At 66.3% G+C, this 23159-nt stretch carries 21 protein-coding genes and 2 pseudogenes; 12 read left to right on the forward strand and 11 right to left on the reverse strand.

Annotated features, from left to right (window positions below; all coding sequences use genetic code 11):
- Nucleotides 1-109: 109 nt before the first annotated feature.
- Nucleotides 110-862: a hypothetical protein gene (locus ACQP17_RS05355; protein WP_433855198.1), complete on the reverse strand. Its 753-nt coding sequence runs from the start codon at nt 860-862 to the stop codon at nt 110-112.
- 127 nt (nt 863-989) lie between these two features.
- Here ACQP17_RS05355 and ACQP17_RS05360 point away from each other — a divergent pair.
- Nucleotides 990-2783, forward strand: a pseudogene (locus ACQP17_RS05360) (IS481 family transposase).
- A gap of 377 nt (nt 2784-3160) precedes the next feature.
- On the opposite strand, the pseudogene ACQP17_RS05365 reads toward ACQP17_RS05360, so the two are convergent.
- Nucleotides 3161-3397: pseudogene (locus ACQP17_RS05365) on the reverse strand (hypothetical protein); the annotation flags it as partial.
- Between the two features lie 35 nt (nt 3398-3432).
- Here ACQP17_RS05365 and ACQP17_RS05370 point away from each other — a divergent pair.
- Nucleotides 3433-3717 carry a hypothetical protein gene (locus ACQP17_RS05370; RefSeq protein ID WP_433855199.1) on the forward strand — a complete coding sequence of 95 codons (285 nt, stop codon included), beginning with the start codon at nt 3433-3435 and terminating at the stop codon, nt 3715-3717.
- A gap of 377 nt (nt 3718-4094) precedes the next feature.
- On the opposite strand, the gene ACQP17_RS05375 is transcribed toward ACQP17_RS05370, so the two are convergent.
- The 5 genes from ACQP17_RS05375 to ACQP17_RS05395 all read right to left on the reverse strand — a co-directional run bounded on the left by ACQP17_RS05375 (nt 4095) and on the right by ACQP17_RS05395 (nt 5624).
- Nucleotides 4095-4286: a hypothetical protein gene (locus tag ACQP17_RS05375; protein ID WP_433855200.1), complete on the reverse strand. Its 192-nt coding sequence runs from the start codon at nt 4284-4286 to the stop codon at nt 4095-4097.
- Nucleotides 4283-4843, reverse strand: a complete 561-nt coding sequence (locus ACQP17_RS05380; protein ID WP_433855201.1) for a hypothetical protein — start codon at nt 4841-4843, stop codon at nt 4283-4285. The genes ACQP17_RS05375 and ACQP17_RS05380 overlap by 4 nt, the downstream gene beginning before the upstream one ends.
- 2 nt (nt 4844-4845) lie before the next feature.
- On the reverse strand, nt 4846-4998 hold the full coding sequence (locus ACQP17_RS05385) for a hypothetical protein (RefSeq protein WP_433855202.1): 153 nt from the start codon (nt 4996-4998) through the stop codon (nt 4846-4848).
- 72 nt (nt 4999-5070) lie between these two features.
- Nucleotides 5071-5286 carry a hypothetical protein gene (locus ACQP17_RS05390; protein ID WP_433855203.1) on the reverse strand — a complete coding sequence of 72 codons (216 nt, stop codon included), beginning with the start codon at nt 5284-5286 and terminating at the stop codon, nt 5071-5073.
- A complete protein-coding gene (locus ACQP17_RS05395; RefSeq protein ID WP_433855204.1) occupies nt 5274-5624 on the reverse strand; it encodes a hypothetical protein in 351 nt (116 codons plus the stop codon). The genes ACQP17_RS05390 and ACQP17_RS05395 overlap by 13 nt, the downstream gene beginning before the upstream one ends.
- A gap of 113 nt (nt 5625-5737) precedes the next feature.
- Between ACQP17_RS05395 and ACQP17_RS05400 the strand changes: the two genes are divergently transcribed.
- A complete protein-coding gene (locus ACQP17_RS05400; RefSeq protein ID WP_433855205.1) occupies nt 5738-5875 on the forward strand; it encodes a hypothetical protein in 138 nt (45 codons plus the stop codon).
- 108 nt (nt 5876-5983) lie between these two features.
- Here ACQP17_RS05400 and ACQP17_RS05405 read toward each other — a convergent pair whose 3' ends face one another.
- The 4 genes from ACQP17_RS05405 to ACQP17_RS05420 all read right to left on the reverse strand — a co-directional run bounded on the left by ACQP17_RS05405 (nt 5984) and on the right by ACQP17_RS05420 (nt 8222).
- Nucleotides 5984-6745 (reverse strand): hypothetical protein, encoded by a 762-nt coding sequence (locus ACQP17_RS05405; RefSeq protein ID WP_433855206.1) that lies wholly within the window; start codon nt 6743-6745, stop codon nt 5984-5986.
- Nucleotides 6746-6845: 100 nt separating this feature from the next.
- Nucleotides 6846-7397 carry a hypothetical protein gene (locus ACQP17_RS05410; RefSeq protein ID WP_433855207.1) on the reverse strand — a complete coding sequence of 184 codons (552 nt, stop codon included), beginning with the start codon at nt 7395-7397 and terminating at the stop codon, nt 6846-6848.
- A 125-nt stretch (nt 7398-7522) separates the two neighbouring features.
- Nucleotides 7523-7972, reverse strand: a complete 450-nt coding sequence (locus tag ACQP17_RS05415) for a homing endonuclease associated repeat-containing protein (RefSeq protein WP_433855208.1) — start codon at nt 7970-7972, stop codon at nt 7523-7525.
- Between the two features lie 34 nt (nt 7973-8006).
- Nucleotides 8007-8222: a hypothetical protein gene (locus tag ACQP17_RS05420; RefSeq protein ID WP_433855209.1), complete on the reverse strand. Its 216-nt coding sequence runs from the start codon at nt 8220-8222 to the stop codon at nt 8007-8009.
- Nucleotides 8223-8566: 344 nt separating this feature from the next.
- Between ACQP17_RS05420 and ACQP17_RS05425 the strand changes: the two genes are divergently transcribed.
- The 9 genes from ACQP17_RS05425 to ACQP17_RS05465 all read left to right on the forward strand — a co-directional run bounded on the left by ACQP17_RS05425 (nt 8567) and on the right by ACQP17_RS05465 (nt 22940).
- Nucleotides 8567-9430 (forward strand): hypothetical protein, encoded by an 864-nt coding sequence (locus tag ACQP17_RS05425; RefSeq protein ID WP_433855210.1) that lies wholly within the window; start codon nt 8567-8569, stop codon nt 9428-9430.
- 294 nt (nt 9431-9724) lie between these two features.
- The gene (locus ACQP17_RS05430) at nt 9725-10135 is read left to right on the forward strand and encodes a hypothetical protein (RefSeq protein WP_433855211.1); all 411 of its coding nucleotides are present in this window, start codon (nt 9725-9727) and stop codon (nt 10133-10135) included.
- Complete coding sequence (locus ACQP17_RS05435; protein ID WP_433855212.1) at nt 10132-11301, forward strand: hypothetical protein; 1170 nt, start codon at nt 10132-10134, stop codon at nt 11299-11301. The genes ACQP17_RS05430 and ACQP17_RS05435 overlap by 4 nt, the downstream gene beginning before the upstream one ends.
- A gap of 726 nt (nt 11302-12027) precedes the next feature.
- Nucleotides 12028-14403: a DNA topoisomerase gene (locus ACQP17_RS05440; RefSeq protein WP_433855213.1), complete on the forward strand. Its 2376-nt coding sequence runs from the start codon at nt 12028-12030 to the stop codon at nt 14401-14403.
- A 335-nt stretch (nt 14404-14738) separates the two neighbouring features.
- The gene (locus tag ACQP17_RS05445) at nt 14739-15149 is read left to right on the forward strand and encodes a hypothetical protein (protein WP_433855214.1); all 411 of its coding nucleotides are present in this window, start codon (nt 14739-14741) and stop codon (nt 15147-15149) included.
- A gap of 503 nt (nt 15150-15652) precedes the next feature.
- On the forward strand, nt 15653-16063 hold the full coding sequence (locus ACQP17_RS05450) for a hypothetical protein (RefSeq protein WP_433855215.1): 411 nt from the start codon (nt 15653-15655) through the stop codon (nt 16061-16063).
- 223 nt (nt 16064-16286) lie between these two features.
- Complete coding sequence (locus ACQP17_RS05455; RefSeq protein ID WP_433855216.1) at nt 16287-17186, forward strand: hypothetical protein; 900 nt, start codon at nt 16287-16289, stop codon at nt 17184-17186.
- 172 nt (nt 17187-17358) lie between these two features.
- The gene (locus tag ACQP17_RS05460) at nt 17359-19536 is read left to right on the forward strand and encodes a hypothetical protein (RefSeq protein ID WP_433855217.1); all 2178 of its coding nucleotides are present in this window, start codon (nt 17359-17361) and stop codon (nt 19534-19536) included.
- Complete coding sequence (locus ACQP17_RS05465) at nt 19533-22940, forward strand: hypothetical protein (protein WP_433855218.1); 3408 nt, start codon at nt 19533-19535, stop codon at nt 22938-22940. The genes ACQP17_RS05460 and ACQP17_RS05465 overlap by 4 nt, the downstream gene beginning before the upstream one ends.
- Nucleotides 22941-23159 lie beyond the last annotated feature (219 nt).

The following is a 23159-nucleotide window of genomic DNA, read 5'->3' on the forward strand; positions in this document are numbered from 1 at the left end:
CTCCGGCACAGCGGTGGGATTCGAACCCACGAAGCGATCGCGCCCGTGGGCGAGGGGGGATGCCGATGCCTCTGCAGATCTACTTCCGGATCGACCGCGTCCATCCAGATCAGTCACCGACCGGAACCTGTTCGCGATACAGCTCGCTGATCCGGGCAACGGCTTCAGCTGGAGGCTCATAGACCGGCGGCAGCTCGCTGACTGCGATGTCGAGGTCTCGGGCATCCGGCAACGGTTGAGGTCGGAGCATCGCTGCTCCGTCGGCAGTGCTCAGGTAGAGCTCGATCGAGCGCTCGATACGCCTGCTGCGGGTCAGCACTCTGCTGATGCCGTTGACCTCGTCGAGGTCCAGGTCGAAGGTCACCGCCCGGCTGAGTGCCCGGCGCATGCGGTGCTCGATGGTGCAGTGCGCGTTCAGATCGACGGTGGTGTCCTTGTATCCGAGCAGCACCGCGTCGAAGACGCCCTCGATGCTGTCCGGGAGCTGCCAGCCGGGGAGATGCCCTAAAGTGCCGTCCGTCTCGCGGTCGTCGGCGTCGAGCAGACGGTTCCAGTCGTTGCGCCAGCGCTTCCACTCGTCTTTCCGGATCTCCTTCGGTCGGTCAGCCTGGTTCTGGTAGTGGTAGTCGACGAAGAGCGGCCGGCCGTCGGCTTCGAGAGCCATGAGCGCGTCGGTGTAGGCGCGGTTCCCGGCGAAGGGGTACGCCAGCCGGCGCGTGCCGTAGTCGTTGTCGACCTGGCCGAAGACGATGCTGAAACGCAGCGGGTCGTGGAACGTCATGCAGTCATCGAGTCCGGCCTGCTCGTCGAGCCAGAGTTTCCGGGCCCGGTAGACGGTGTAGTTGTGCACGGGGCCGCCCATGTCGCGTTCGCGTGACTGTGCAGTCCCAGGAGTTGCTTGACGTCGGAGACGCGGGACTTGCTTGACGGTCGCAGGAGATCTTTAACGGGCCGGGGACATTCTTGACGGTCGCTTCGTTGCGTTGGGCATGATCGAAATACCCAAGTCTCCTGGGGCAGGAGACGAAGACTGGACGGTGGAGCATCGGTTCCGGACTGTGGCGGAGGTACTGGACGGGGCGCCGGTGGCCGAGGTCGCGCGCCGGTACGGCACGTCGCGCCAGTCGTTGCACACCTGGTTGCGGTGATTCCGCGGGGGCGGACGGGACGGCCTGAGGGACCGCTCGCGTCGGCCGCATACGTCGCCGTCGCGAGTGCCGGTCGAGGTTGAACTCGCCATCTGCCAGTTGCGGCAGACCTACCCGAAGTGGGGAGCGCGCCGCATCGCCCATGAACTGGTGGTCCGCGGCATGCCGAACGCGCCGGGCCGGTCGACGGTGCACCGCGTCCTGGTCCGCAACGGCCTGGTCAACCATCAGGTCCAGGTCCACCGCCGCGTCTACAAGCGGTGGCAGCGGGACGCGCCGATGCAGTTGTGGCAGATGGACCTGATGGGCGGGGTGTTCCTCGCGGACGGACGGGAGTGCAAGCTCGTCACCGGGATCGACGACTGCTCACGGTTCGTCGTGATCGCCACGGTGGTGGTGCAGCCGACCGGACGGGCCGTGTGCGAGGCGTTCATCGGGGCGATGCGCCGGTTCGGAGTCCCGTCGGAGATGCTGACCGACAACGGCAAGCAGTTCACCGGCCGTTACTCCAAACCGCTACCAAACGAGGTGATGTTCGAGCGAGTGTGCCGCGAGAACGGCATCAACCAGCGCCTGACCAAGCCCAGGTCACCAACCACGACGGGCAAAATCGAACGATTCCACAAGACTCTGCGTCGCGAGATGCTGGACCACTTCGGGCCCTTCACCGACCCGGCCGCCGCACAGACCGCGATCGATGCCTGGGTCCACGCCTACAACCACACCCGCCCTCATCAGTCGCTGGAGATGGCCACCCCGGCCCAGGTCTTCCGGCCGCACACGCTCACGTCCGGTGCCTCGGCACCCTCGGCTCCGGTGACGGCGGAGCCCGCGCCAACGCCCTCCGAGCCCATGCGGCTTCCACTGCTGCCTCCACCCAGCTCGTCCGAGGAGAACATCCCGATCCAGGCGGTGGAGTTCGAGGCGGTGATCAGTCCCGGCCGGCATGTGACGCTGCCGCAGGGACAGAGCCTGAAGTTCAGCCCGACCCTGGTCGGCCGGACCGTCACGGTCTGGGTCAGCCACCGCACCGTCCACGTCCTGCTCGACGGACAACTTATACGGACCCGCTCGATGGCATTCACCGACGCCGACCTTCAGTGGCTGATCATGCGGGGCGGTCGGCCCGGCGGGCCCGAGCCCCGGGGCGGCGTCAGCCCGGACAAACCCCTGGCCCCCGCAACGGTGGTCGAGGTCGAGCGCAAGGCGTCCAAGGACGGCATGGTCTGGCTTGGGCAGACCCCCGTCGCCCTCGGCTCGGAACTGATCGGCAAGCGCGTCATCCTGCGCTTCGACGGCAGCATGATGTACGTCATCCACGCCGGGCTCCTGGTCAAGACCCTGCCTGCCCCGATCCCGCACCAGCGACGTGCCAAACTCACCGGCGCTCGGGTCGCCACGACACCGCTGCCACCGCCCCCGTCCCAGCCACGGCGGGCCATCCGGCGCGTCGGAGCCGACGGCACCTTCGTCGTCGCACGGCAGAAACTCCGTCCCGGCGTCGCACACGCAGGCAAGACCGTCACCGTGATCATCGAGGAGACCTGCTTCCGTGTCCTCGACGGCGAGGTCGAGATCTCCACCCACCCCCGCAAGGGCGAACCTGTGACCCGCTACCGCGCAGACGCGCGCTGACCCGTCAATCATCACCTGGAACCGTCAAGGATCATGCGGGACACCGTCAAGTAAGTCCCGGGACTGAACTGTCAAGCATCTCCCCGGACCTCACACGGTGGGGAGAACTACATGGCCGTTGACATTCGCGCACCTCGGTGTCATCGACGACGTGGGCGACGTTCCTGGCGATGACGGGCACAGCCAGCTCGCGGAAGACCTCACGCATGCGCTTGGAGATCACGCGGGTGAGTTCGAAGAGGTCGGGCGCGCGCGGTCAGCCGCAGCCCCTCATACAGCTTGGTGCTCATCCGGTTTTCCGTTCTCGGGATGCTCCTAGAGCTGTCAAGCAGCTGGAGCGAGGTCGTTTTGAGTGATGTGCGTGACCGGTGTGCTGGTCAGGGGGCGCGGTAGACCTCGCGGGCGACGAGTCGCTTGAGGCAGCGCATGATGTCCTTCTTGGACAGCCCGGGCACCGTCGCGGTTGAGGCGGTGACGGTGGGTGCGGCCGGAGGAAGTCGGGATCGGCGCGACCCGGATGTCTCTGGGCCGACGCCGAACAGCTCCAGCAGCGTGGGGGCCGCCTGCTTGACCAGCGGGCCGATCTCGGCGCCCAGGGCCTGGTGGCGGCGGGCGGTCCACAGTGCCCTCCTCCGACACCGACGTCGCGATGCGCCGGTTTCACGAGCAGATCGACGACGCCACTACCCGCGGCAGCGACCCCGACCTCGACGCCGAGGTGCGCGGCATCTTCGAGGCGAGCGGGCTCGGTCACACGCCGCCCGTCGAGGTCGAAGACCTGCGCGAGACAGGCGGCGACCCGCGCAAGCGGATCGTCTTCGAGATCGTGCTCAAGCCCGGCGAGAACGGCATCGGGCCCGAGGCGATCCGCGACGTCATCGCCCGCCTGCACTCCACCGTCACGCCGCCGCACGCCGCAACGATCGGCAAGTAGGTCGGCGCCGACCCCCGCGTACACCAACCCAAGTACGGCCGGTACGCCGTGCGCCCCTCGAACGGAGACAGCACCTCATGAACCGACGCCTCGCCTGCCTCACCGCCCGCCACATCGCCGCCGCCGCTGTGGTCGCCGTCGTATGGGTGACCGCGGGCGGCAGACGTGGGGGCGCGTAGACGACATACGTCATGAGCACCCGCGAGCGGACAGACGAACCGGTCGGCGAAGGCGGGTTCGTCGAGAACTACACGTCGCGCAAGGGGGACTGACCGGCGTGTCCCGGCTGACACCGGAACAGGCGGCCGACCGGCTCGGCATCGCCGACGAGCACGTCCACGATTTCCCCCGGCCGGGGGCGACGGAAGCAGGCGGCGTCAGCTCTCCTCGCTGATCTCGATCAGGTGGGTGCGGATCGCGCCCATCGGCTCCGGCGCCTGCACCCGCAGGCGCACCGGCTCGCCGGGCACTGGCGGGATTGGTTCGACGGTGAGGATGTCGCCGTACTGTGTGCCGGCTTTCTTGTTCAGCGCGGTATGGATCAGTGTGCGCAGCTCGATCGGGCTCATCGCCGGACCTCCTTGACGCTCGGGGTGCCGTTGAACTTCGCGACCCACGCTCCGGGCGGTCCGGTCAGGCGGGCCGTTGCGGAGCCGTCCGGGTTCGGCGCCCAGCCGGCCATCGCCGTGCGGCGCGCGTCCTCCTCGTCCAGCGCACGGACAGTGGTGGTGATCGGAGCCGTGATCGTGACCGTGAACGTCTTAAGCGGCGGCGCCGTCCTGCGCCACTTACGGTACTGAGCGACGGCGTGCTGGTAGCGCACCAGCTCCCGCACGTACTGCTCGATGCGTACGAACCCGCGGGCCGCGTCGTGGCCGGTGGTGTCGATGTCGCTGAACCGCACCCACTCTCCGGTACCGACCCCGCAGGGACCCGAACGCTCGTACAGGATGTCCAGCGGGGCGCCCGCGGCCTTCGCCTTCGCGCACCGATCCTTGATGTACTCGGCGTGAGACCCGATCTCTACGGCCCAGGCGACCATATGCAGGTAGCCGTGATGCTCGGCGGGATCGGTGACGTGGTTGATGGCGCCACCGTAGGGCGGGTTGAACTTCGGCTCCTGCACGGTCAGCTCTCCTTGATCGCGATGTCGGAATAGGTGGTCGGAATGTAGAGACGGCGTCCGTCGACCCGGCACTTCGAGGAGAAGCCGGTCAGGTGCGCGACGCGGTTCGGGTACAACAGCCCGACGCCTTCGAGGCGGGCACGGGTCAGGCTCATGGTGGTTCTCTCTTTCAAGGGCGGCCCCAGGCGTGGGGGTTGAGGGCGGTAAGACGAATGGAGTGCTGGTCTTCAGAGACCGTGCTTCTCGTGGTCGTAAGGCTCGTCCGGCCCGTGGACCGCGATGCGCACGATGGGTGTGGACCCGTCGGTCTCCGGGCGCTGCGCGGCCGGTGCCGGCGTCCGGGTCTGGGTGCTGATCTCACGGGCGATCCAGAGGATGCAGGCGATGATGGCCAGCACGATGAAGAGGAGCGCCAGGCTCTGTAATGGCGTCAGGGGGTACATGGGGAAGGTCCTCGGTGAGTGGAGCATGGAGCCGCCGACTCGCAGAGCTCGGCGAGGGTGTGGCCGCAGGAGAGGTAGGTGACCTCGTACAGCGGGCCCTGACCCCAGCCCGGGTCCCAGTCCTCGGGCGGCAAGGCTGGTTCGACGGTGCATTTGACGATGTCGCGGGGCAGGCCCGGCTCGCTGGTCTCGTCGTAGGAGCAGAAGGGGCACCACTCCAGCTCGGGCGGCTGCGCGGCGACACCGAGCAGTTCAGGTGCGGTGACTGTACGGGCCATCTCGGCCGACGCGGCGTCGGTCAGGAGGAGGTCAGCGATCGGTGCGGCAATGAAGGTCATGGGGTCCTCGGCTCGGTCGTAGTGGGATTTGCGCACGGCTGGACAGCGCACAGCGCGAAGAGAGGGGTCTTCAAAGTTGAGCGGTGCGCAGGTATCCGCGGGCTCGGCGGGCGGTGACACAGCGTGTCCGTAGTCGCTGGTTCTCGGTGTTGCGGAAGGTCCGCACCAAGGGGCCGGACATTTTCCTGCCCGGCTGGCACTACAACGTTCTGGTCGGCATCGGCTGGGGCGGCGGCGCCTCCTGGGTGTAGCCGCTGGAGGCGCGGCGGATGCGCCCCACCGAGCAGGCTGGTCGCCCTGCCATGGCTCGGATGCCGACCGGATCGGGAGAGAGGCTGCGAGCTCCTAGAAGTGGCGATTCAGTCCTTTGTGCGGGCGACGCTAACGATCAGCGCCATGTCGTCGGCGTCTCGCCATTCGCCGATCACTCGCCACCCGGCATCGCTCAGAAGCAGCTCAGCCTCGCGCCTGCCGTCCTCGGGGTCTCCACCTTTGGCGGCGATCGTGGTGCGCTCGCTGAACGCAGCAGGCGTGTCATAGTCGGGCGACCATGCCCGCTCGTCCCCCGGGTGCTCGCCGGTCAGCTTGTCCTGCCATACCGAAACATCCATGTGTGGCTGAGAGAGGTGACCGGTGCCGTAGGTCATCCAGGCACTGAAGTGTGGGTGGCTCGACCATTCGGCCTCACGCTCGTTCTCCAGGTCCCAACGCTTGAACAGCTCGCCGAGCTGAGCGTAGATATCGCGGGCCTGCGCCTCGCTCAGGGTGAGTGTGCCGCCCCGGAGCCTTCCGTCTTCGGTGGGGGCAATCGGTGCGTAGTACTCAATGCCTGCGCGGTACCGGGTGATGCCGCCGATGATCAGTTCATGGCGACCGTGCAACGACTGCTCCACCGGCAGCAGATGGTTGAGGTCGGCCTTATAGTAGGGCGGAAGCTTGCGGACGTCGATGATGTCGCGTTCGGACACAAGGTTCCCCTTTGAGGTCTTCTCGATCCAGCACACCTGAGCCGTACTCGGTTCAGGCTCCGGCACGCCATCCGGATTGTCGTGGTACGGAGGCTCGTCGTGCAGGGAGTCAAGCTGCTGCCTGCCCCACTCTTCGAGAACTTCCTCGGACATGTTCCTCCCTTTCCAATCGCCCCCGGAAAGCGAGGGATTGAGTTTCCTAGCCGGACTCGCACCGGATTAGGGGACCTTGATGTCTCTCCAGGACTGTTGGTTAGCGCGGTGCTTCGAACCGCAGCGTCAGTGTGGACGCTCGACCGCCGGTGTACGCATGGTCAGCCTTGTACTTGGTGATGGCAGTACCCTCGATGGTGAAATCGTCACCTTCCAGTGGCCATGTGTACCGGCTCGGCGCTCCCTTGGTCGGGTTCACCCTCACTTCGGATGTACTGACTTCGGCAACGCTCAGTTGCCCCCGGAACTCGTTGGCCTCGTGACTGATCCAGTGCACGGTCCAGCCCGATTGGACAAGCGCGATCAGTTCCCGGAGGCTTTCCATGTTTCCGGGGAAGATAACGTTTGCACCAGAGACTCTGGCGGATGTCTCCTTGACTCCCGACTCAGCAAACAGCGGGTGATAGGCCACACGACGATCCGGAAATTCCACCCCAGGCGGAATCTGATCGCCGTTCGTTCCCGGTTCGGCATCCCCGAACGGAACCAGAATCGGGGGAGCCGAGACACGCTCCACCTCGTAATGGCCAGCGTGCTTGTGACCGTCGCTGTAGCGGACCCTGGCGAGCCCATACACGGTTTCACCCTTCACATGGACTCGTACGCGGAGACCCGTGAGAGGCCGCTTTTCAGTTGACATAACAGTTCCCTTTTCCAGATCCTTGTGGTTCAACGCCCCATTCGGGGACCGAACGGTGTCGCAGATGTCGATGGATCTCAGCCGCAAGCCAACCCTGTAGCCCGCGACCAACTGCCCATCCGGAAGCGGATGGTAGTGGCCGGCGGGACATCACCCTTCAGGTCCGCCGGATCCGTGCGCCAGGCCTCGTAGGCCGCTAGCGTCGTGGATCCCGTCTCCCGCAGGCACTGCCGGATCGCAGCAATGAGCTGCCCCTGGGTCCACTTCGTCGTCGCAGTCTGGAGCTGCTGGGGCTGTTCGATCACGGCGAGACCCGCGAGCTCCACCGCACGATTCCAGCTGCCGAAGCGGCGCTCGTAGAGCGGAGCTGATGGATCGGTGCCCCTGCGGCGCTGCTCGAAGGTGCGACGTCCCAGGGTGTTCTCTCCCTGCGCCAGGTGGATGAGCACATGCAGGAGACGCTGGTCGGTGTAGACGACCGGCCCGGACTTCATGGGCGCAGGGACCTGCACAGCAGGCAAAGTCATGGTCGGTCCTCTCGTTCTGAAAGCCGGATGCGCGTCAGAGCGTCTGCACCTGCACGAGTTGCCGGTCGCGGGCGACGGACGCGAGCATCTCGTTGAAGGTTCTGGGGAACTCGCCGTAGCAGGTCGAATCGTCGATCTCGACGGCGAGGTCCGGCCGTTCCTTGAGCCAGGCAGCGGCCTGCTTGTCGACATAGGCCGGTCTCTCGCCATCGAAGTCGATCGGGTGCCAGGTCTTCTGGTCATCGCTCACGTGCAGCGTGAGCGATGACCAGGTCGGCGTCGGCGGTGACCGGGGCAGGAGCGAGAGCAGTCATGGCGAGCGGCCCTTCGCGGGATGAGATGAGAAGCCGACAAGCACCTCCCGGCAGGGGGTCACCCGCAGCCGACACGCACATGACGTGCCACAGAGTCCTCCGGATCAACTCCGTTGATCCCCCAGCGCCAAACAGACCCGCAGGCGCCTTGCGCGCCCGAGCCCCGCTCGGCGCGCCCTCTCCACCCCCTATCTCGCGGCATTCTGACTCATTACAAGCCGTCATTCAATAGGCGTTTAGATAGGATGCCCTCGAAGGCCAGTTGATCCGATCTGACTGGATGGAGACAGGAGAGGCGAGGCGAGAGGCGATGACGACCTGGAGGACGAGAAAGGCTGGGATCTCTGCCGTGACGTCGGCTGTGGCCGCAGGGATTGCGCTCGTTGGATGTTCCGGCGGCGGCACAACCCAGGCACAGCCGTCATCCACCCCGAGTCCGACCGTTAGCACCGTCAAGGTCACCGATATGGCCCTCGGCGAGGCGCTGGACAAGCTCGTCCTCCAGGGCACTGGGAGTTCCAGAAGGGACGGCGGGACCTGCCTAACCAGAGCAGTGCGGAAGGCGGGAATGCCGGAGGAGGCGCTGACCCACATCGTCAAGGCCGACAGCGACGACATGGGTGCAGTCATCGACGGACTGAACAAGGTGAGCGAGGACGACGCTGCGCTCCTGGCCTCGCGGTCGCTGCGCGAGGACTTCGACGCGTGCATCGACAAGGCTGTACTTCCGAACGGCAGCAGCCCCAAGACTCAGAGCTACGCGCCGCCGAAGGCAGCCGTGAAGCCTGTAGCTGGTAAGCCGAACCTGAAGCCGGCTTACCAGGTCCGCGCGGATCAGCCGGTCAACTCGTCCATTGAGCTCACCAAGGGCCTGGTCTCCATGTTCTCCTCCTACGCCCGGGACGAGGGTCAGAAGAAGACCTACGCGGCGGCCGGCCAGTGCCTGTCGACCTTGGTGTACAACGCGGGCTTCAGCCAGGAGGCGCTGCACTTCTTCGCCGGCGGCGAATCCCTCGGCACCGGGTCGATCGTCGAACACCTGCCGAACGACAAGGACAAGGCGATCTGGCAGTCGCCGAGGTTCACACAGGGACTCGTCGACTGCACGACGAATGCGACGCCGACTCCCATGCCCGGCCCCTGAGCGGGAGTCCATCAGGCAGACGAAGGGCCCGGTGTGCCATGTGTCGCACCGGGCCTTTTCTCTTCTCGCCATCACGCGAAGGTGGGTGTGGTCCGCAGCAGGTGACCCCGCCCGAGAGGAAAGGAATCGAGCAGGGCCACCTGCTGCGGCGATGCGCCGCCAGGGGGGACTGACTGGGCGCGGCTGCGACTCTACTGGTATTCGAGCGGAAGCACAAAGGGTGCAGATGGCTTATCGAGTAGCGTTGATAAGATGGCCTTATAGATCAGTCAAATAAGGCGAGGAGAAGCGCGCATGACTGTCACGCAGGAGTGGGAGAAGACGACGCAGTCCGTGCGCGGCACGAAGAAGAAGCCACCGGGCGCGACGCAGAGCAGCAGTAGTAGTGGCCGCCAGGGCATGTTCGTCCGCCTGAGTCCGGACGACAAGCAGCGCGCGGAGTACTGGGCTGACAAGCGCGGGTTCTCCTCGGTGAACGAGTACGTGGCCGAGGCGGTGGTCGAGAAGATCCGGCGCGAGAACCTCGACTACGACCTGCCGACCCTGGAGATCGCGCGACTTAACGAGCTTGTCGACCAGGTCGCGGCGCTGGCGAAGAACTCGGCGAACCTCGAACGCGTCGTCACCACAGGCTTCGACTCCCTCATCGGTCTCACCCGCGGCGACAACTACCTCCTGGATGACGAGGACGGTGACCTCGGATGAGCCGGGACTTCGCAGAGATGCTGGAAGCGACCACGCCCACCGACGAGGTGATGGACGTGGACACGTCCTTCCTCGACGCCTACCGGCGCGGCGGGAGCGAGGAGCTCAAGCGCGTCCAGGCTCAGGCTGCGCAGCCTGAGCCTGAGGTGGCAACGCCCGAGCCGGAGGTGCAGTTCGATGAGGCCAGCGACGTCGACTCTCAACTCGAGGTTGAAGGTGCGCAGGCTGAACTCGACGTGGAAGCCGAAGCGGATCGCCCGAACCTGGAGTCGGACCACGAGCTCGACGCCGGCGACTCCCAGCGGGCCGGCGGATCCAACCAGCGTGGTGGTGACGGCGGTGGACAGGGAGAAACTGCCGGGACGCTCACGGGCGGTGCGCCGGCAGGCCCTATGGCTGATGTTGTTCCGGTTCCCGGGGCACAGCCAGACGTCGAGGACGCTGCCCCGGCGGAAGTCACCTCTCACGACGTCGTCGCCACACCGGATGATTCCGAGCATGTAACGCCCGGCTCGCTCCAGCTCACCGACCATCAGGACGCCGTGCAGAGTGCGGCATCGAAGGGTGGATCGGGCAGCGCAGCCGCGACCGCCACGCTCCCCCAGTCGGGCTTCCGGCTCGCCGGCGTGCAGAGCCAGCCGCACATCAAGGCGCTGCCCGAGAGCATCATGAACGCGCTGCGGGAGCAGCTGCGAGCAGCCGCAGTTCGTGAGCTGGGCGTGAGCGACAGTACTGCTCGGGAGTTCAGCCAGCGGCTGAGCCAGGGCACGCTGGTGACGGCGTTCCTGCTGGCGCAGCTCGACCTGCACCTTGATGCCGATCCTGCCACCGAGCGCGCCGTCGAGCTGTTCCGCTCCCGCGACCCGCTGCTGGGCAGCGTGGTGACACGCCTGGCGAACATCGAGGCCGCTGAACGCGAGCAGGACGGGTTGCTGCGCAAGCTGCGCGACGAGCTGGGCGAGGTGCGCCAGACCAGCACGGTAGTCGAGCAGGCGCTGGCATACTCCATCGCCGACCATACGGAGAACTTCCTGCGGGGCTCGCACAACCTCCACGACGCGCCGATCACGCACAAGGAGGCGATCTACTTCCGGGACAAGGCCCGTGAGGCGACCAGGAAGCAGCTGAAGCTTGAACGCGAGCGGGACGGACGGCCGATTCGATGACCACGGCGAGCAAGGAGAAGCTCTTCCCCGCCCGGCAGCGCTGCAAGACGTGCGGCAAGGGTCTGGGCCTCCGCGCCCAGGACCCGGTGTACCTCGGCCCGTGCGGGTATGGTCGCGCCGGCCTCGCGGCCCGAGGACGCGCCGCGCGGACCCCGGACGCAGCGCGAAGGGACGTGGGTCTTCAAGCGCCGCTACCGGAGCGAGCAGGAGATCCCCGCGAAGCTCCGGGAAGATGCGTCGACGAGCTGGTACTGGTGCGAAGAGAGCTGTGGCGCGATCCATGTCGGCCACACGCGCATGGGCGAGCGTAAGAAGTTCCGGATGTTCGAGGACCTGACCGCGGACCTGCCGGATCTGCTGATCAAGCTCAGGGTCAGGCCACGCGCAAGCAGGTCGCCGAGGGGCCGGCGTGCGGCCCGTCCGACCGAAGGAGCTGGAGGAAGGCCTGAAGCACCCGGAGGGACTCGAGACTCTCGGCAAGGTGCTGCGGGTGTACCGCGTCCGGCCCGGCGTGGCGTTGCCGACTGGGCGGTGACAGCGCTCGACAGATGACGGCCCCGAGAAGCACAGCTTCTCGGGGTCTTCTCTTTGCGTACCGGCGCCGGCCTTATTTACACGACTCTCGCACCATTCAAAGCCCCTTTAGATCCCTTTTGATTCTCATTCAACCACCCTTTTCGAGTAGGCTCGCACTCGTTTCCAAGTCAACGACGAGAAGGAGTCGACATGGTCGCGATCGTGGTCGCAGAGAAGCCGAGCGCAGCGAGGAACATGGCCAGCGCCCTCGGCGGGACGAAGGGCAGCTACAAGGGCACGGCCTACGAAGTGGCCAGCCTGAGGGGTCATCTCTACGAGTTCGCCCAGCCGCACGCGATGGTGGACTCCTCACTCGCGGACGCCTATCAGAAGTGGGACCTGGGCAACCTGCCGTGGAACCCGGAGGACCTGACGTGGAAGCGCGAGCCGCAGAAGAACGTCGCCGACGTCATCAAGGCTCTGCGTGCGGCGCTCGGCCGCGGCGACGAAATCGTCATCGCCACGGACCTGGATCCGTCCGGCGAGGGCGACCTGCTCTTCTGGGAGGCGATCGGCGAACTCGGCTTCCATGGCAAGAAGTTCAGCCGCATGGAGTTCACCGACGAGTCGAAGGCCTCGATCCAGAAGGCCTTCGAACAGCGCCGGCCGGTGAAGTCCATGCAGGACGAGGGCGACTACCGCAAGGCGATGTACCGCTCGCAGTGGGACTTCCTCTCTATGCAGTTCACCCGTATCGCCACGGCGATGGGCCACCAGTCCGGCCAGGACCTCGTGCTGCGCCAGGGCCGGCTGAAGTCGGCGATGGTCTCACTCGTCGGCGACCAGCAGAAGGCCTATGACGCCTACGTCAAGAAGCCGTTCTTCCAGAACCGCTTCCGCGACGAGAACGACGTCATGTACACGAACCCGGACGAGCCGCGGTTCGACCAGAAGGGCCAGGTGCCGCAGCAGTACGGCCCCTCCCCTGTCGTCCTGGACAGCAAGGCGGGCAAGAAGACCGCGCCGCCGAAGCTGCTCGACCTCGCTTCCTTGTCCTCGATGCTCGTCGGCAAGGGTGTGAAGGCGAACCTGACGCTCTCGACCTACCAGAGGATGTACGAGAACCAGGTCGTCTCCTACCCGCGCACGGAGGACAAGACGATCACGCCCGAGCAGTTCAAGGACCTCGCCCCGCTGGTCGACAAGATCGCCGCCGTGGTCGGCGTCGACGCTGGGCTTCTGACGCACCGCCAGCCGCGGTCGACGCACGTGAAGCCCAAGGGCGCGCACGGCGCGAACCGCCCGGGCCCGAAGGTGCCCTCCTCGCTGGACGAGGTCGAGCACAAGTACGGCAAGGCCGGGCGGTTCATCTACGACACACTCGCGAAGAACTACCTGGCCATGGTCGCCGAGGACTACCTCTACGAGCAGCAGAGGGGTCACGTGGAGAAGTACCCGCACTTCGTCGGGATCGCCAACGTGCCCAAGAGTCCTGGCTGGAGGGCCGTGTTCGATCCGGACGCCAGCGACGACTCCGCCGAGGGCGACGAGAACGAGAGCAGCAAGGGTCTGGGCCGAACTGCGGCGCCGTTCGTCTTCGAGGGTGCGAACAAGCGCCCTGAACACCCGACTATGAAGTGGCTCATGAAGCAGTTGGAGAAGCGCGACGTGGGCACGGGTGCAACCCGCACTTCGACGTACTCCGAGGTCACCAGCGACAGGGCGAAGTTCCCGCTGCTCTCGGAGAAGGGCAGGAAGCTCACGCTTGCGCAGGCCGGCGAGATGAGCTGGCGGCTGCTGCCGGGCACGCGCATCGGCGACCTCGGGCTCACCGAGAAGGTCTACGCCGACATGCGCGACATCGCAGCCGGGACCGCGACCGCCGAGGAGCGCCTCGCAGTCGTCGCCGACTGGGTCTGCGAGGACATCGCCACGATGTCGAAGAACGCCGCGTCCATGCGCGCCGAGCTGGGCTTGAAGGAGCAGGTGGTCGCTGCGCGCGCCGAAGGTGTGTGGCAGGCCGCTCCGGGCGGGCCGAAGAAGGTCGCTTTCAAGAAGGTCTGGTCGGGCCACGAGTTCAGCGATGACGAGGTGGCGAAGCTGCTCGCGGGCGAGACGATCTCGTTCGAGGCGAGGTCGAAGGCGGACAAGCCGTTCACGGCCACCGGTGCGCTCGGCGTCGGCGACTTCAAGGGCCGCAAGTTCGTCGGGTTCCAGCTGGAGGTGCCCGACAAGCCGACGAAGTGGTCCGGCCGGACGTTCACGCCGGCGGAGGTCACGGCGCTCCTGGCGGGCCAGGCGCTGGAGATCGACGACTTCGTCAGCGCGAGGACCGCCAAGACCTTCGGCTGCAAGGTCAGCTGGGACGCGAAGACGAAGAAGATCGTCCCCGACTTCGGCTCTGGAGACGAGCCGCCGCGCTCCTGGTGCCAGGTGACTTTTACCGATGCGCAAAGGCGTGACCTGGCGGCCGGCAAAACCATCCAAGGCACGGGGTTCGTCTCGTCGAAGGGTAAGACCTTTGACGCGAAGGTTGCCTGGAAGGAAGAGGGCGGCAAGAAGAAGATCGTGCCGTCGTTCGGCTGATGCCCGGACAGGCACTGACGAGCAGCAGCGGGTCCCGGACCTCGGGACCCGCTGCTGCCTTTTCACGACAACGACGCTCCCTGTCATCAAGCACTCTCCGGAGTCAGGGTGGGTTCCTGGGAAGGCATAGCAGAGCCCTCGGAACGCGACGATGAGGTCGGTCTCCAGGGCCCTCGGGGTCGTACGGGGTGAAGCTCGTTCACCAGCCGATGGTCAACCGGGTGTCCGGGCGAGCGACCCTGCGCCGACGGCGAGCGAGTCGTCTGCGGTAGTGGCCGGGTGCTAGAAAGTGCGGACGGATACGATTGTCAGTGGTCTGCACGACCATGGCGTCCATGACGCCGGAACCCTCCCGCTCCGCTGCCGTGCGGCAGATCCCCGTCTGGGCCGCCACCGTCGGACCCGGATGGACCGCTCTGCTCGACCGGCTGCACCACGGCATGCTGGCCCTGGACGCCGACTACCGGATCGAGTCGTTCGGCACGAAGTTCGGCGGCCTACGCATTACCGTCGCCGACCGCTTCATCGAGGGCGATTTCGATGGGGAGTTCGCCGACCGGGCCACCGTGCTGACCGACGCCGCCGAGACGGACTCGGAGCACACCTGTGAAGCCTGCGGCGAGCACGGCCGTATCCGCCTGCGCGGCGACGGGCCGCGGGTACGGATGCAGGCCAGCTGCGGCAACTGCCGCGTCCCCGCCTTCTCCCGATCTGCTCCGCCAACCGGGGCCAACGGCCCAACGTGAAAGGGCGACGTCGCGTCCGCAGCCATCGGCCGGCGCGGTGGGAACCAGGTAGACGTGTTTACTCCCGGGTCGCCTGTTCGCGGTACTTGTGCTCCTTGTACTTGCGGATCAGCTGCCAGGGGCGGGGGGTAGGCCAGGTCACGGCGGGCAGCGTCCAGGAAGGCGCTCTTGGTCTCGGCGCACTGATCGTGCTCTGTGGCAAAGTCGTCCACGGGGAGCGTGGCCTTGGTGTCGTGAGCGTAGAAGCGCGGGATGGCGGCGAACAGGTCCTCAGCGGCGGCCAGAACAGGAGCCGGGGCACACAGTCGTATGCGATGTTGTACAACGGCCGGCCCCGTCTGACTGCCGGAGCAGCTACCGGTTCAGTTGTCTTTCTGCCGCCTGCAGTTCGGCGAGGACCCCTCGGGAGCGGGCCGTTGGGAAGCTCCCAGGCCGGAGCCAGGTGCCGACGCTGACGTCCGCGCTGGGCGCTAGCCACACCGGCACCTTGCGAGCATCGACCAATGCATGCGGGTGCCGGGCCGGACGTGGTGCGAGGCGGAGCTGCCCACGGACGAACAGGCGGTCGGCCCCCTGAACGCCGGAGTGAGCCCCGCCGTGGTGCCCGCGAGGCGCTGGCGGTCCCGGGGCTGCTGCAGCGGCTCGGCGACGGCCGTGGCTGGCACCCCGGCGATCTGGCGTACGCGCGCGAGGCGCAGCGGGTGCACACCGCACGGGTGCTTTCGGCGCTCGATCCGGCTAAGGGGACGCTGTCCGTCGCCGGGTACTACCACTTCCGGCACTCGGAGCGGTCCGTGCTCGATGGGATTCAGGTGCGTCAGGAGATCCTCGACCGGGATGGCTCGGCTGATGCGCTGGCGGTGCTCGACCTGGGCGACGACGTTCCGCGCTTCGAGGCGGTAGCGATGGGCTGAGCGCCTCTGCTTTCGCTGCGCGACTGATCTGTCAGCCGCTCAGACGACGCCCGATGACTTGGACTCGCCAGTACGAGTCATCGGGCGTCGTCATTCAAGCACCTTTCATTCTCGATTCAAATGACCTATCTGAGATAGGATGCCATCTACGCACCTCATGTATGAGGGCTTTTTGATAGAACGGGCAATGGCCATTGAGGTCGCAGGGGGAGATGAGAGATTCATGGCGAAACTGTCCTATAAGGTGCCGAGTTCGCTGAACAGGAGCTTCCTCGACCACGAGATCACGCTGAGCAAGGGAGGTTGGGCGGCCAGGCCCTCCCCGATCAAGCAGCTGCTCTTCTTCGGCGGCGGCATCCTCGCCGTGCTGTGGTTCAGTACGTCGACGTTCGTCGCGAGCTCGGGCCCAGTCGCCATCACGTTCTTCGTTCTTTGGGGACTGGCGGCGATCGCCTACTTCGGCGGGCTGGTGAAGACGAAGGAGCTGCGCATCATGCGCGTGCCGGCTTTCCTGGTTTACCTGCCGCCGAAAGCCCGTCACGTCTTTACGCGCCGCAGCTCGAACCCCACGGACTTCTACTCGATCGTCGGCATCGACGGGATCGACGAGGACGGGCTGATCCGCTTCTCCGACGGCGGTGAAGGCCAGGTCTACCTGGTAGTCGGCTCGGCGAGCTATCTGCTCTTCGACGAGGACCGGGTCGGGATCCTCGATCGGGTCGACTCCTTCTGGCGCAAGGTCGAGACGGCCTGCGAGCACAGCTTCATCACGACGAAGGAACCGCAGCGGGTCTACCACCAGGTGGCGAACCTGGAACGGCGCAACCAGGCCCTGCAGGTCCGCGATCCCGATCTGATCGAGCTGCAGAACGAGCAATACGACATTCTCACGCAGCACGTGGGCGGGAAGTTCACCTCGATCCACCAGTACCTGCTGCTCAAGGGCAAGAACGCCGACGCACTGCGCAAGGGGCACCAGGTCCTCCAGGCCGAGGTCGGCGGCTCGACTCTGATGATCAAGGAAGCCACGATGCTCGACCGCGAGGAGGCCCTGCCGATGCTCCGGGTCTTCTACCAGGGCATCGACGACGGACTGCTCAATCTCAGGGCGTCGCTGAACTGACCAGCGCCAGGCCGACCACCACGACGAGGAACGAACGAAGGACACCATGGCGCTGATGACGAAAGTCCGGGCACAGCTCGGCATTCCGGGAAAGAAGCCTGACGAGACGAATGAGACCGCGGGGCTTGTGATCGATGATCCGCGCGCGGACGGTGCTGCTCAGGCTGAGGGCGTGCAGGACACTGCGGCAGCTGACGGCGCAGCAGATGAGGCCGCCGAGGCGAAGAAGAACTGGTGGCAGCGCCGCCGGGAGGTGAAGCACCTCCAAGGCACGTTCGACGCCTACCCTCACCTGCTCGCGCTGAAGCCGAAGGAGAAGTACCTCTTCCGCTCCGACTACTTCGAGGTCGACGGCTCGGTCGCTTGCATCCTGGCGTACTTCCACGACGACGCCGCGCACGACAACTTCGCCGCCTTCTGGGGTATCGACCGGATCCCGGACGGCCTGGACGAGCGGGTCACCGCCGTCGTGCTTGAGCAGGTCAAGCGGATGGATGAGAAGTGGATCGACTCGTACACCAAGCAGTCGGAGAAGCTGGACCGGCTGGATGCGAACGAGCAGGAGGAGACGGGCACGACCTCCTCCAAGCGCAAGGCCGCGAAGATCTCCGGTGACCTCGGGGTCACGATCGGCGAGATCCAGGACGGTGCGAGCTACCTCTCGGTGCACAACCGGCTCTTCCTCAAGGCCCCCGATCTGGCGACCCTGGACGACACGATCGACCGGGTCACGCGTCTGTACATCGACCGATTCGGCACGCTGAAGGCTGCGCCCTACGCAGGCGAGCAGCGTCAGGAGCTCTCGGGCCTGTGGAAGAACAACGAGAAGAAGAAGGGCAAGGGCTTCCACTTCACCTCGACCGAGCTGGCCGGCTCGTACTCGCTGGTGACCAATGGCCTCAACGACAAGGGCGGCGAGTACGTCGGCTACATGGTCGGCGACGTCAACAACAGCGCCGTGCTCATGGACGTCAACGCCTACGACCACCACGCGATCGTCGCCGAGGCCACGCTCAGCGAGTACCTCGACCGCCAGCGGGTGGCCAACATGTGGTGCTCGAAGATCTCGCAGGCGGCGCTGCTGAACAACGGCCAGGTCGTCCACCTCATCCTCGACGGAGCGAACCTCGACAAGCTCGGCCCGAAGTTCGAGCGGCTCACCTCGCGCGTGGACCTGAATCAGGGCGACGTGAACATGTTCGAGATGTTCGGCGAGGAGGAGGACGAGCTGACGGTCTTCTCCGCCCAGATGGAGAAGCTCAAGCTGATGTTCGAGCAGCTCTACGAGACCAGCGACGGAGCGATCGGCTCGATCATCCGCAGCGCCCTCGAAGACACCGCGACCGACTTCTACATCGAGCAGGGCATGTGGCGGCATAACGCCAAGAATCAGCGTCACCGCCTGCGCGTGGTGAACATCCCGCACACCCAGGTGCCGCGTCTTCAGATGTTCGTCTCCTACTTGGCAACCGCGCACAAGGCGCTGCTGAACTCCAGCAAGACCGACCCGGACCAGCTGCGCGCCTACAACGTGCTCAGGGGCATCGCCAACGCGATGCTGAGCACCAACGGCGACCTGTTCAACAACCACACGGCCTCGGCCGTGGACGGGGTCCGGGATTCGCGGCGCGTGGTCTACGACTTCTCGCGGCTCATGCGCCGCGGCAAGGGTGTGGCGATGGCGCAGCTGGTGAACATCGTCGGCTTCGCCGTTGGCAAGCTGGGGCTCGACGACACGGTGATCATCCACGGCACCGAGCACATCGACGACCGGGTGAAGAAGTACATCAAGGACCAGTTCGACCATATGCACGAGCGCGGCGGCCGGGTGGTCTACAGCTACAACGACGTCGACACGATGCTGGCCGACAGCGACTTCAACAAGTTCGACGCCGCGGACTACACGCTCTTCGGCCCGATGCGCGACGGCACGGTGGCGGAGTACCAGAAGCAGCTGCACCAGCGGATTCCGCCGGATCTCGCCCAGCTCATCACGACCAAGGGCGAGAACCTCACGTACCTGCGCCGGGACGTCTCCAACGTGGTCTTCCACCTGGACCTGGCACTGGGGATCAACCCCTACCGCGAGGCCCAGCGCAGGCAGGTCCGCCTGGAGGCGGCCAGGGCCGAAGAGGCGGCGCGGATGGACGCGATCATGCACGACAAGCCGGCACCGGGCGCGAACCTCACCAGCATCCGGAAGCACAGCGAGGGCGGCGACGGCGAGGCTGACGCGGGCCAGAGCGACGGGGGCAAGCACCGCGACGGCAAGAAGAACCTGCAGCAGCCCGAGGACGGCGCAAGGCGGTCAACGAGGAAGCCCGAGCCGAAGAAGCTGGTCAAGGCATGAGCGACGTCAGCACTGATACGAAGGCGAGGAGTAGCGGAGAGACGATGAACGGGACGATCACGGCGGTGGCGCGGCTGCGTGCCTGGGCCGGCCACGGCGGTGGCGGAGCCCGCCAGGGCAGGCTCGCGCGCGGGCTCGCCCTCGTGCTCCTGGCCGTGCTGTTCGTGCCGGTCCTCATGATGGCGAGCTCTTCGCCGGCGTCCGCGGACGACGAGAAGGAGCGCGACAACTACAGCCTCTACCAGCTGGCTTCGAATGCGAGCTCGTACTTCAGCGAGGAGAACTCGCCGTCGAACGACGAGGGCATGCACGAGAACTGGAAGCCGGTCGTGGGCAGTCCTGCTTCGGGCGGTTCCATGCTCGGCTACGCCGACCCGGACTTCAGCCTGGGCAACATCGTGGGCTGGTTCTTCGCCGAGGTCTCGGGGTCCTCGCAGACCGTCACGTACGAGACCCTGGCAGCGAAAGATGACAAGGGCAACGCGAAGTACTCGGGCATGCTCGACTACGCGCACTTCGGGGCGGCGAACGCTGACCTCGGCCTGGACTCGATGTCCTCGGGCATTGGCGGCCAGATCGTCAGCGTGATCGGAGGCTCTATCATCTGGGTCCTCTACGCCCTGGCGCTAGCGGTCGGCACGCTGTTCTACGTCATCCTCCAGTTCCTGAAGCTCATCAACCCCTTCCTGTGGTTCTACCAGGCGGTCAGGGCGGTCAATCCGACCTTCGCCGACGGGATGACGGGAGGTGAGACCGGAGGCGGCGCGCTCACGGGCCTCCAGCACTGGATCAGCGGCTGGTACGGCCTGCTCGTCGACATCTCGTGGCAAGCGCTGGTGCCGATCTTCATCGGCTTACTGCTCATCGGCCTGGTCATGTTCAAGAAGATGGACCGCGGCTCGGCGATCAAGAAGCTCATCGTGCGCGTCGTCTTCATCGGCGTCGGCCTGCCGCTCATCGGATCGATGTACACCAGCGTGCTCGACAAGTTCGACAAATCGGTTCTCGGCCAGCATGCCGGTCCGACGCGCGTCGTGCTGAGCACCTATGTCGACTTCGACGCGTGGATGATGAACGACCGCCTCGGGATCCCGGACCAGGCCACTGTCTCCTGGAACGGCGACCAGGCGAGCTCTGACGCGGTGATGTCGGTGCGCACGAGCGCGCTGGCGATCAACAAGCAGTCCCACGGAGCGACGTTCAACGGCATCGGCATCGGCACGAAGGCCAACGACGCAGAGTCGGCCTGGAAGGACGGCACGGTCTCCGTCGGCACCGGTGCGTCGGATGACGTCAAGGCCGTGTTCTCGACCTTCGGGATCATCGGCAAGTACATCGGCAGCAACGAGATCGCAGCTTCCGACTTCGAGTCGGGGATCAAGAGCTCGATCACGCAGCTGGACGAGAGCGCGGATGTCAAGAAGAGCTGGTTCGTCGACAAGGACAGCTACGGCGACGTGGAGCAGTTCGGTGAGGAAGAGGGGCCGAAGCCGGTTGATCACCCGGTGATCTCGACCGACGGCACGGGCCTGACCTCCTCTCGTCCCGGCAAGGACTCGACGGTCTTCACGACGACCGGGACGAAGAGCAACTGCGGCTTCACGGTGGGCAAGACGCCCTCTTCGTGCAACCTGTCTCCCCTAGCGGCGTACAACTACCTCAACACCGGGTTCAGCCCCAGCTCGCTGAACATGTACAGCTCGAACAACGCCACGTCCGGCTTCACCCGCGAGAACCACATGGCCGTCAGCCAGGTAGGCACGGGGCCGGCGAAGTTCATGTACTGGTCCAACGCAGCCACGATCCTGGGTTCCATCGTCCTGCTCGGCTTCTGGTACGCCATCGGCATGCTGGCCGGCGCGATCAAGAGGACCTTCGGCCTCGTGGCAGCTGTGCCGTTCGCGACACTGGGCGCGATGGCCGCGATCGCCAAGGTAATCGTCTACTCCATGGCGCTGATCCTGGAGGTCCTCGTCACGCTGTTCATCTACCAGTTCGTCGGGGAGTTCCTAATCTCGGTCCCGGACATCATGGCCGGGCCCCTGTCGAGCCTCATGAGCCCGGGCGGCCTGTGGGGCAGCGCTGCGCTCGGCGGGATCATCGTGGTGATCCTGACGCTCATCTCGTCGCTGCTTATCATGGGCACCACCTTCGCTCTGCTGCGGGTCCGCAAAACGGTGCTGCAGGCGATGGACGAGGTGGTCACCAAGCTCGTGGACAAGTTCCTGGAGACCAACACCGCGCCGAAGCCGGACAAGGGTGGGCTGATGCCTGCTCTGGCCTCAGGTGCAGGGGCCGGCGCGGGTATGGCCATGGGCAACAAGCTCGCCAACGGGTTCAACAGCAAGACCAGCGGCCCGGCGTCCCCGAGCACAGGCAAGCCCGCGGGCAAGACGGCGTCGACGAACGCCGGCGGCACGAACGGCGACGCCACGGCTCTGACTGCGGGCAAGCAGGCGCTGGCCCTGGAGGCCGGCGGCGAGGGTGGCCCGGGCGATCCGAACAGCCCAACGCTGGACGGTGGTCCTGGTGGCGGTGGCTCCGGTGGCGGAGGCAGTCCTGCTGGTGCTCTGGGCGCGTCTGGCCAGGGCGACGGTCCCGACGACAAGGGCGGTCCGCTGCAGCTGACCAGTGGCGGAGCGGGCAGCTCACACTCGGACAAGCAGACGGCACAGAATCTGAGCAACCAGGGCGGCCTGTCGACTCTCGGGTACAACTCGGGCGGCGGCGAGGTCATCCCGGGTGAGGTTCTGGCCTCGTCCAAGGAGCCCTCGAGCTCTCGCGGTGGCGCTCAGGGGCAGAGCAACGCTGACAGCGCTGGTTCTGTTCCGACCAGCGGAGACCGTAAGGCCGTCGCCGGTCAGACGGGCCCGACGCAATTCGGCACGGGTGCCCAGGGTGCGCAGAGCCAGCAAGGCAGCAACCAGCAGGCTGCACCGCAGCGCTTCAGCGGCGGAGCTACTCCTGGTCTTGTGCCTGTCTCTGCTTCCGGGCAGCCGGCCGCGCCGAGCACGCGTCCGACACGCTCCGCTCAGGGCACCCCGGCTCCGAGGCAGCTGGGAGCCGGAACGTCGGCTCCTCGTCCCGTGGCCGTTCCGGTTTCGGGTCAGACTCCGGCTGCGCCTGGTGCGCAGACTCCGGCTCGGACGCAGGCAGCGCGTCAGCCGGGTTCGATCCAGGAGTCGACGCCGACGCCGCGCCAGACGCCCGCCCCGCAGGCTCAGGCTCCGCGGACGTCGGCCCCTGCACCGGCTCCTTCGCCGCAGCAGGCTCCGGTTCCGCGCCCTCGTCCCCGTCCGCGCCGAGTGGCCGACCCGGCCCCTCAGAGCGTGGAGACTCCGGAGCCGCAGCAGCGGCCGGCCGGCGGTCTTCGCCGGGGCCGGCGCGAGAAGCCGCAGGACTGACCGGGCGAGTGTGGAGGGCTGACGCACCCGGGGAGGACGACCATTGCGATCGTCCTCACCGGGTGCGTCGTTTTTTGCGCGGCAGGAGGAGAAGGGGAAGAGCATGAGGCTCGGATCCAGGCTTCGCGGCGAGTTCCCGCGCAGCTGGTGGCGCTCGGCGCGATGGTGGATCACCGGGATCCGCGACCTGGCATTGAACACCGCGGCGGCCGTGGCCAC

Source organism: Streptomyces kronopolitis (assembly GCF_050953795.1).
GTDB classification, from domain to species: Bacteria; Actinomycetota; Actinomycetes; order Streptomycetales; family Streptomycetaceae; genus Streptomyces; species Streptomyces kronopolitis_A.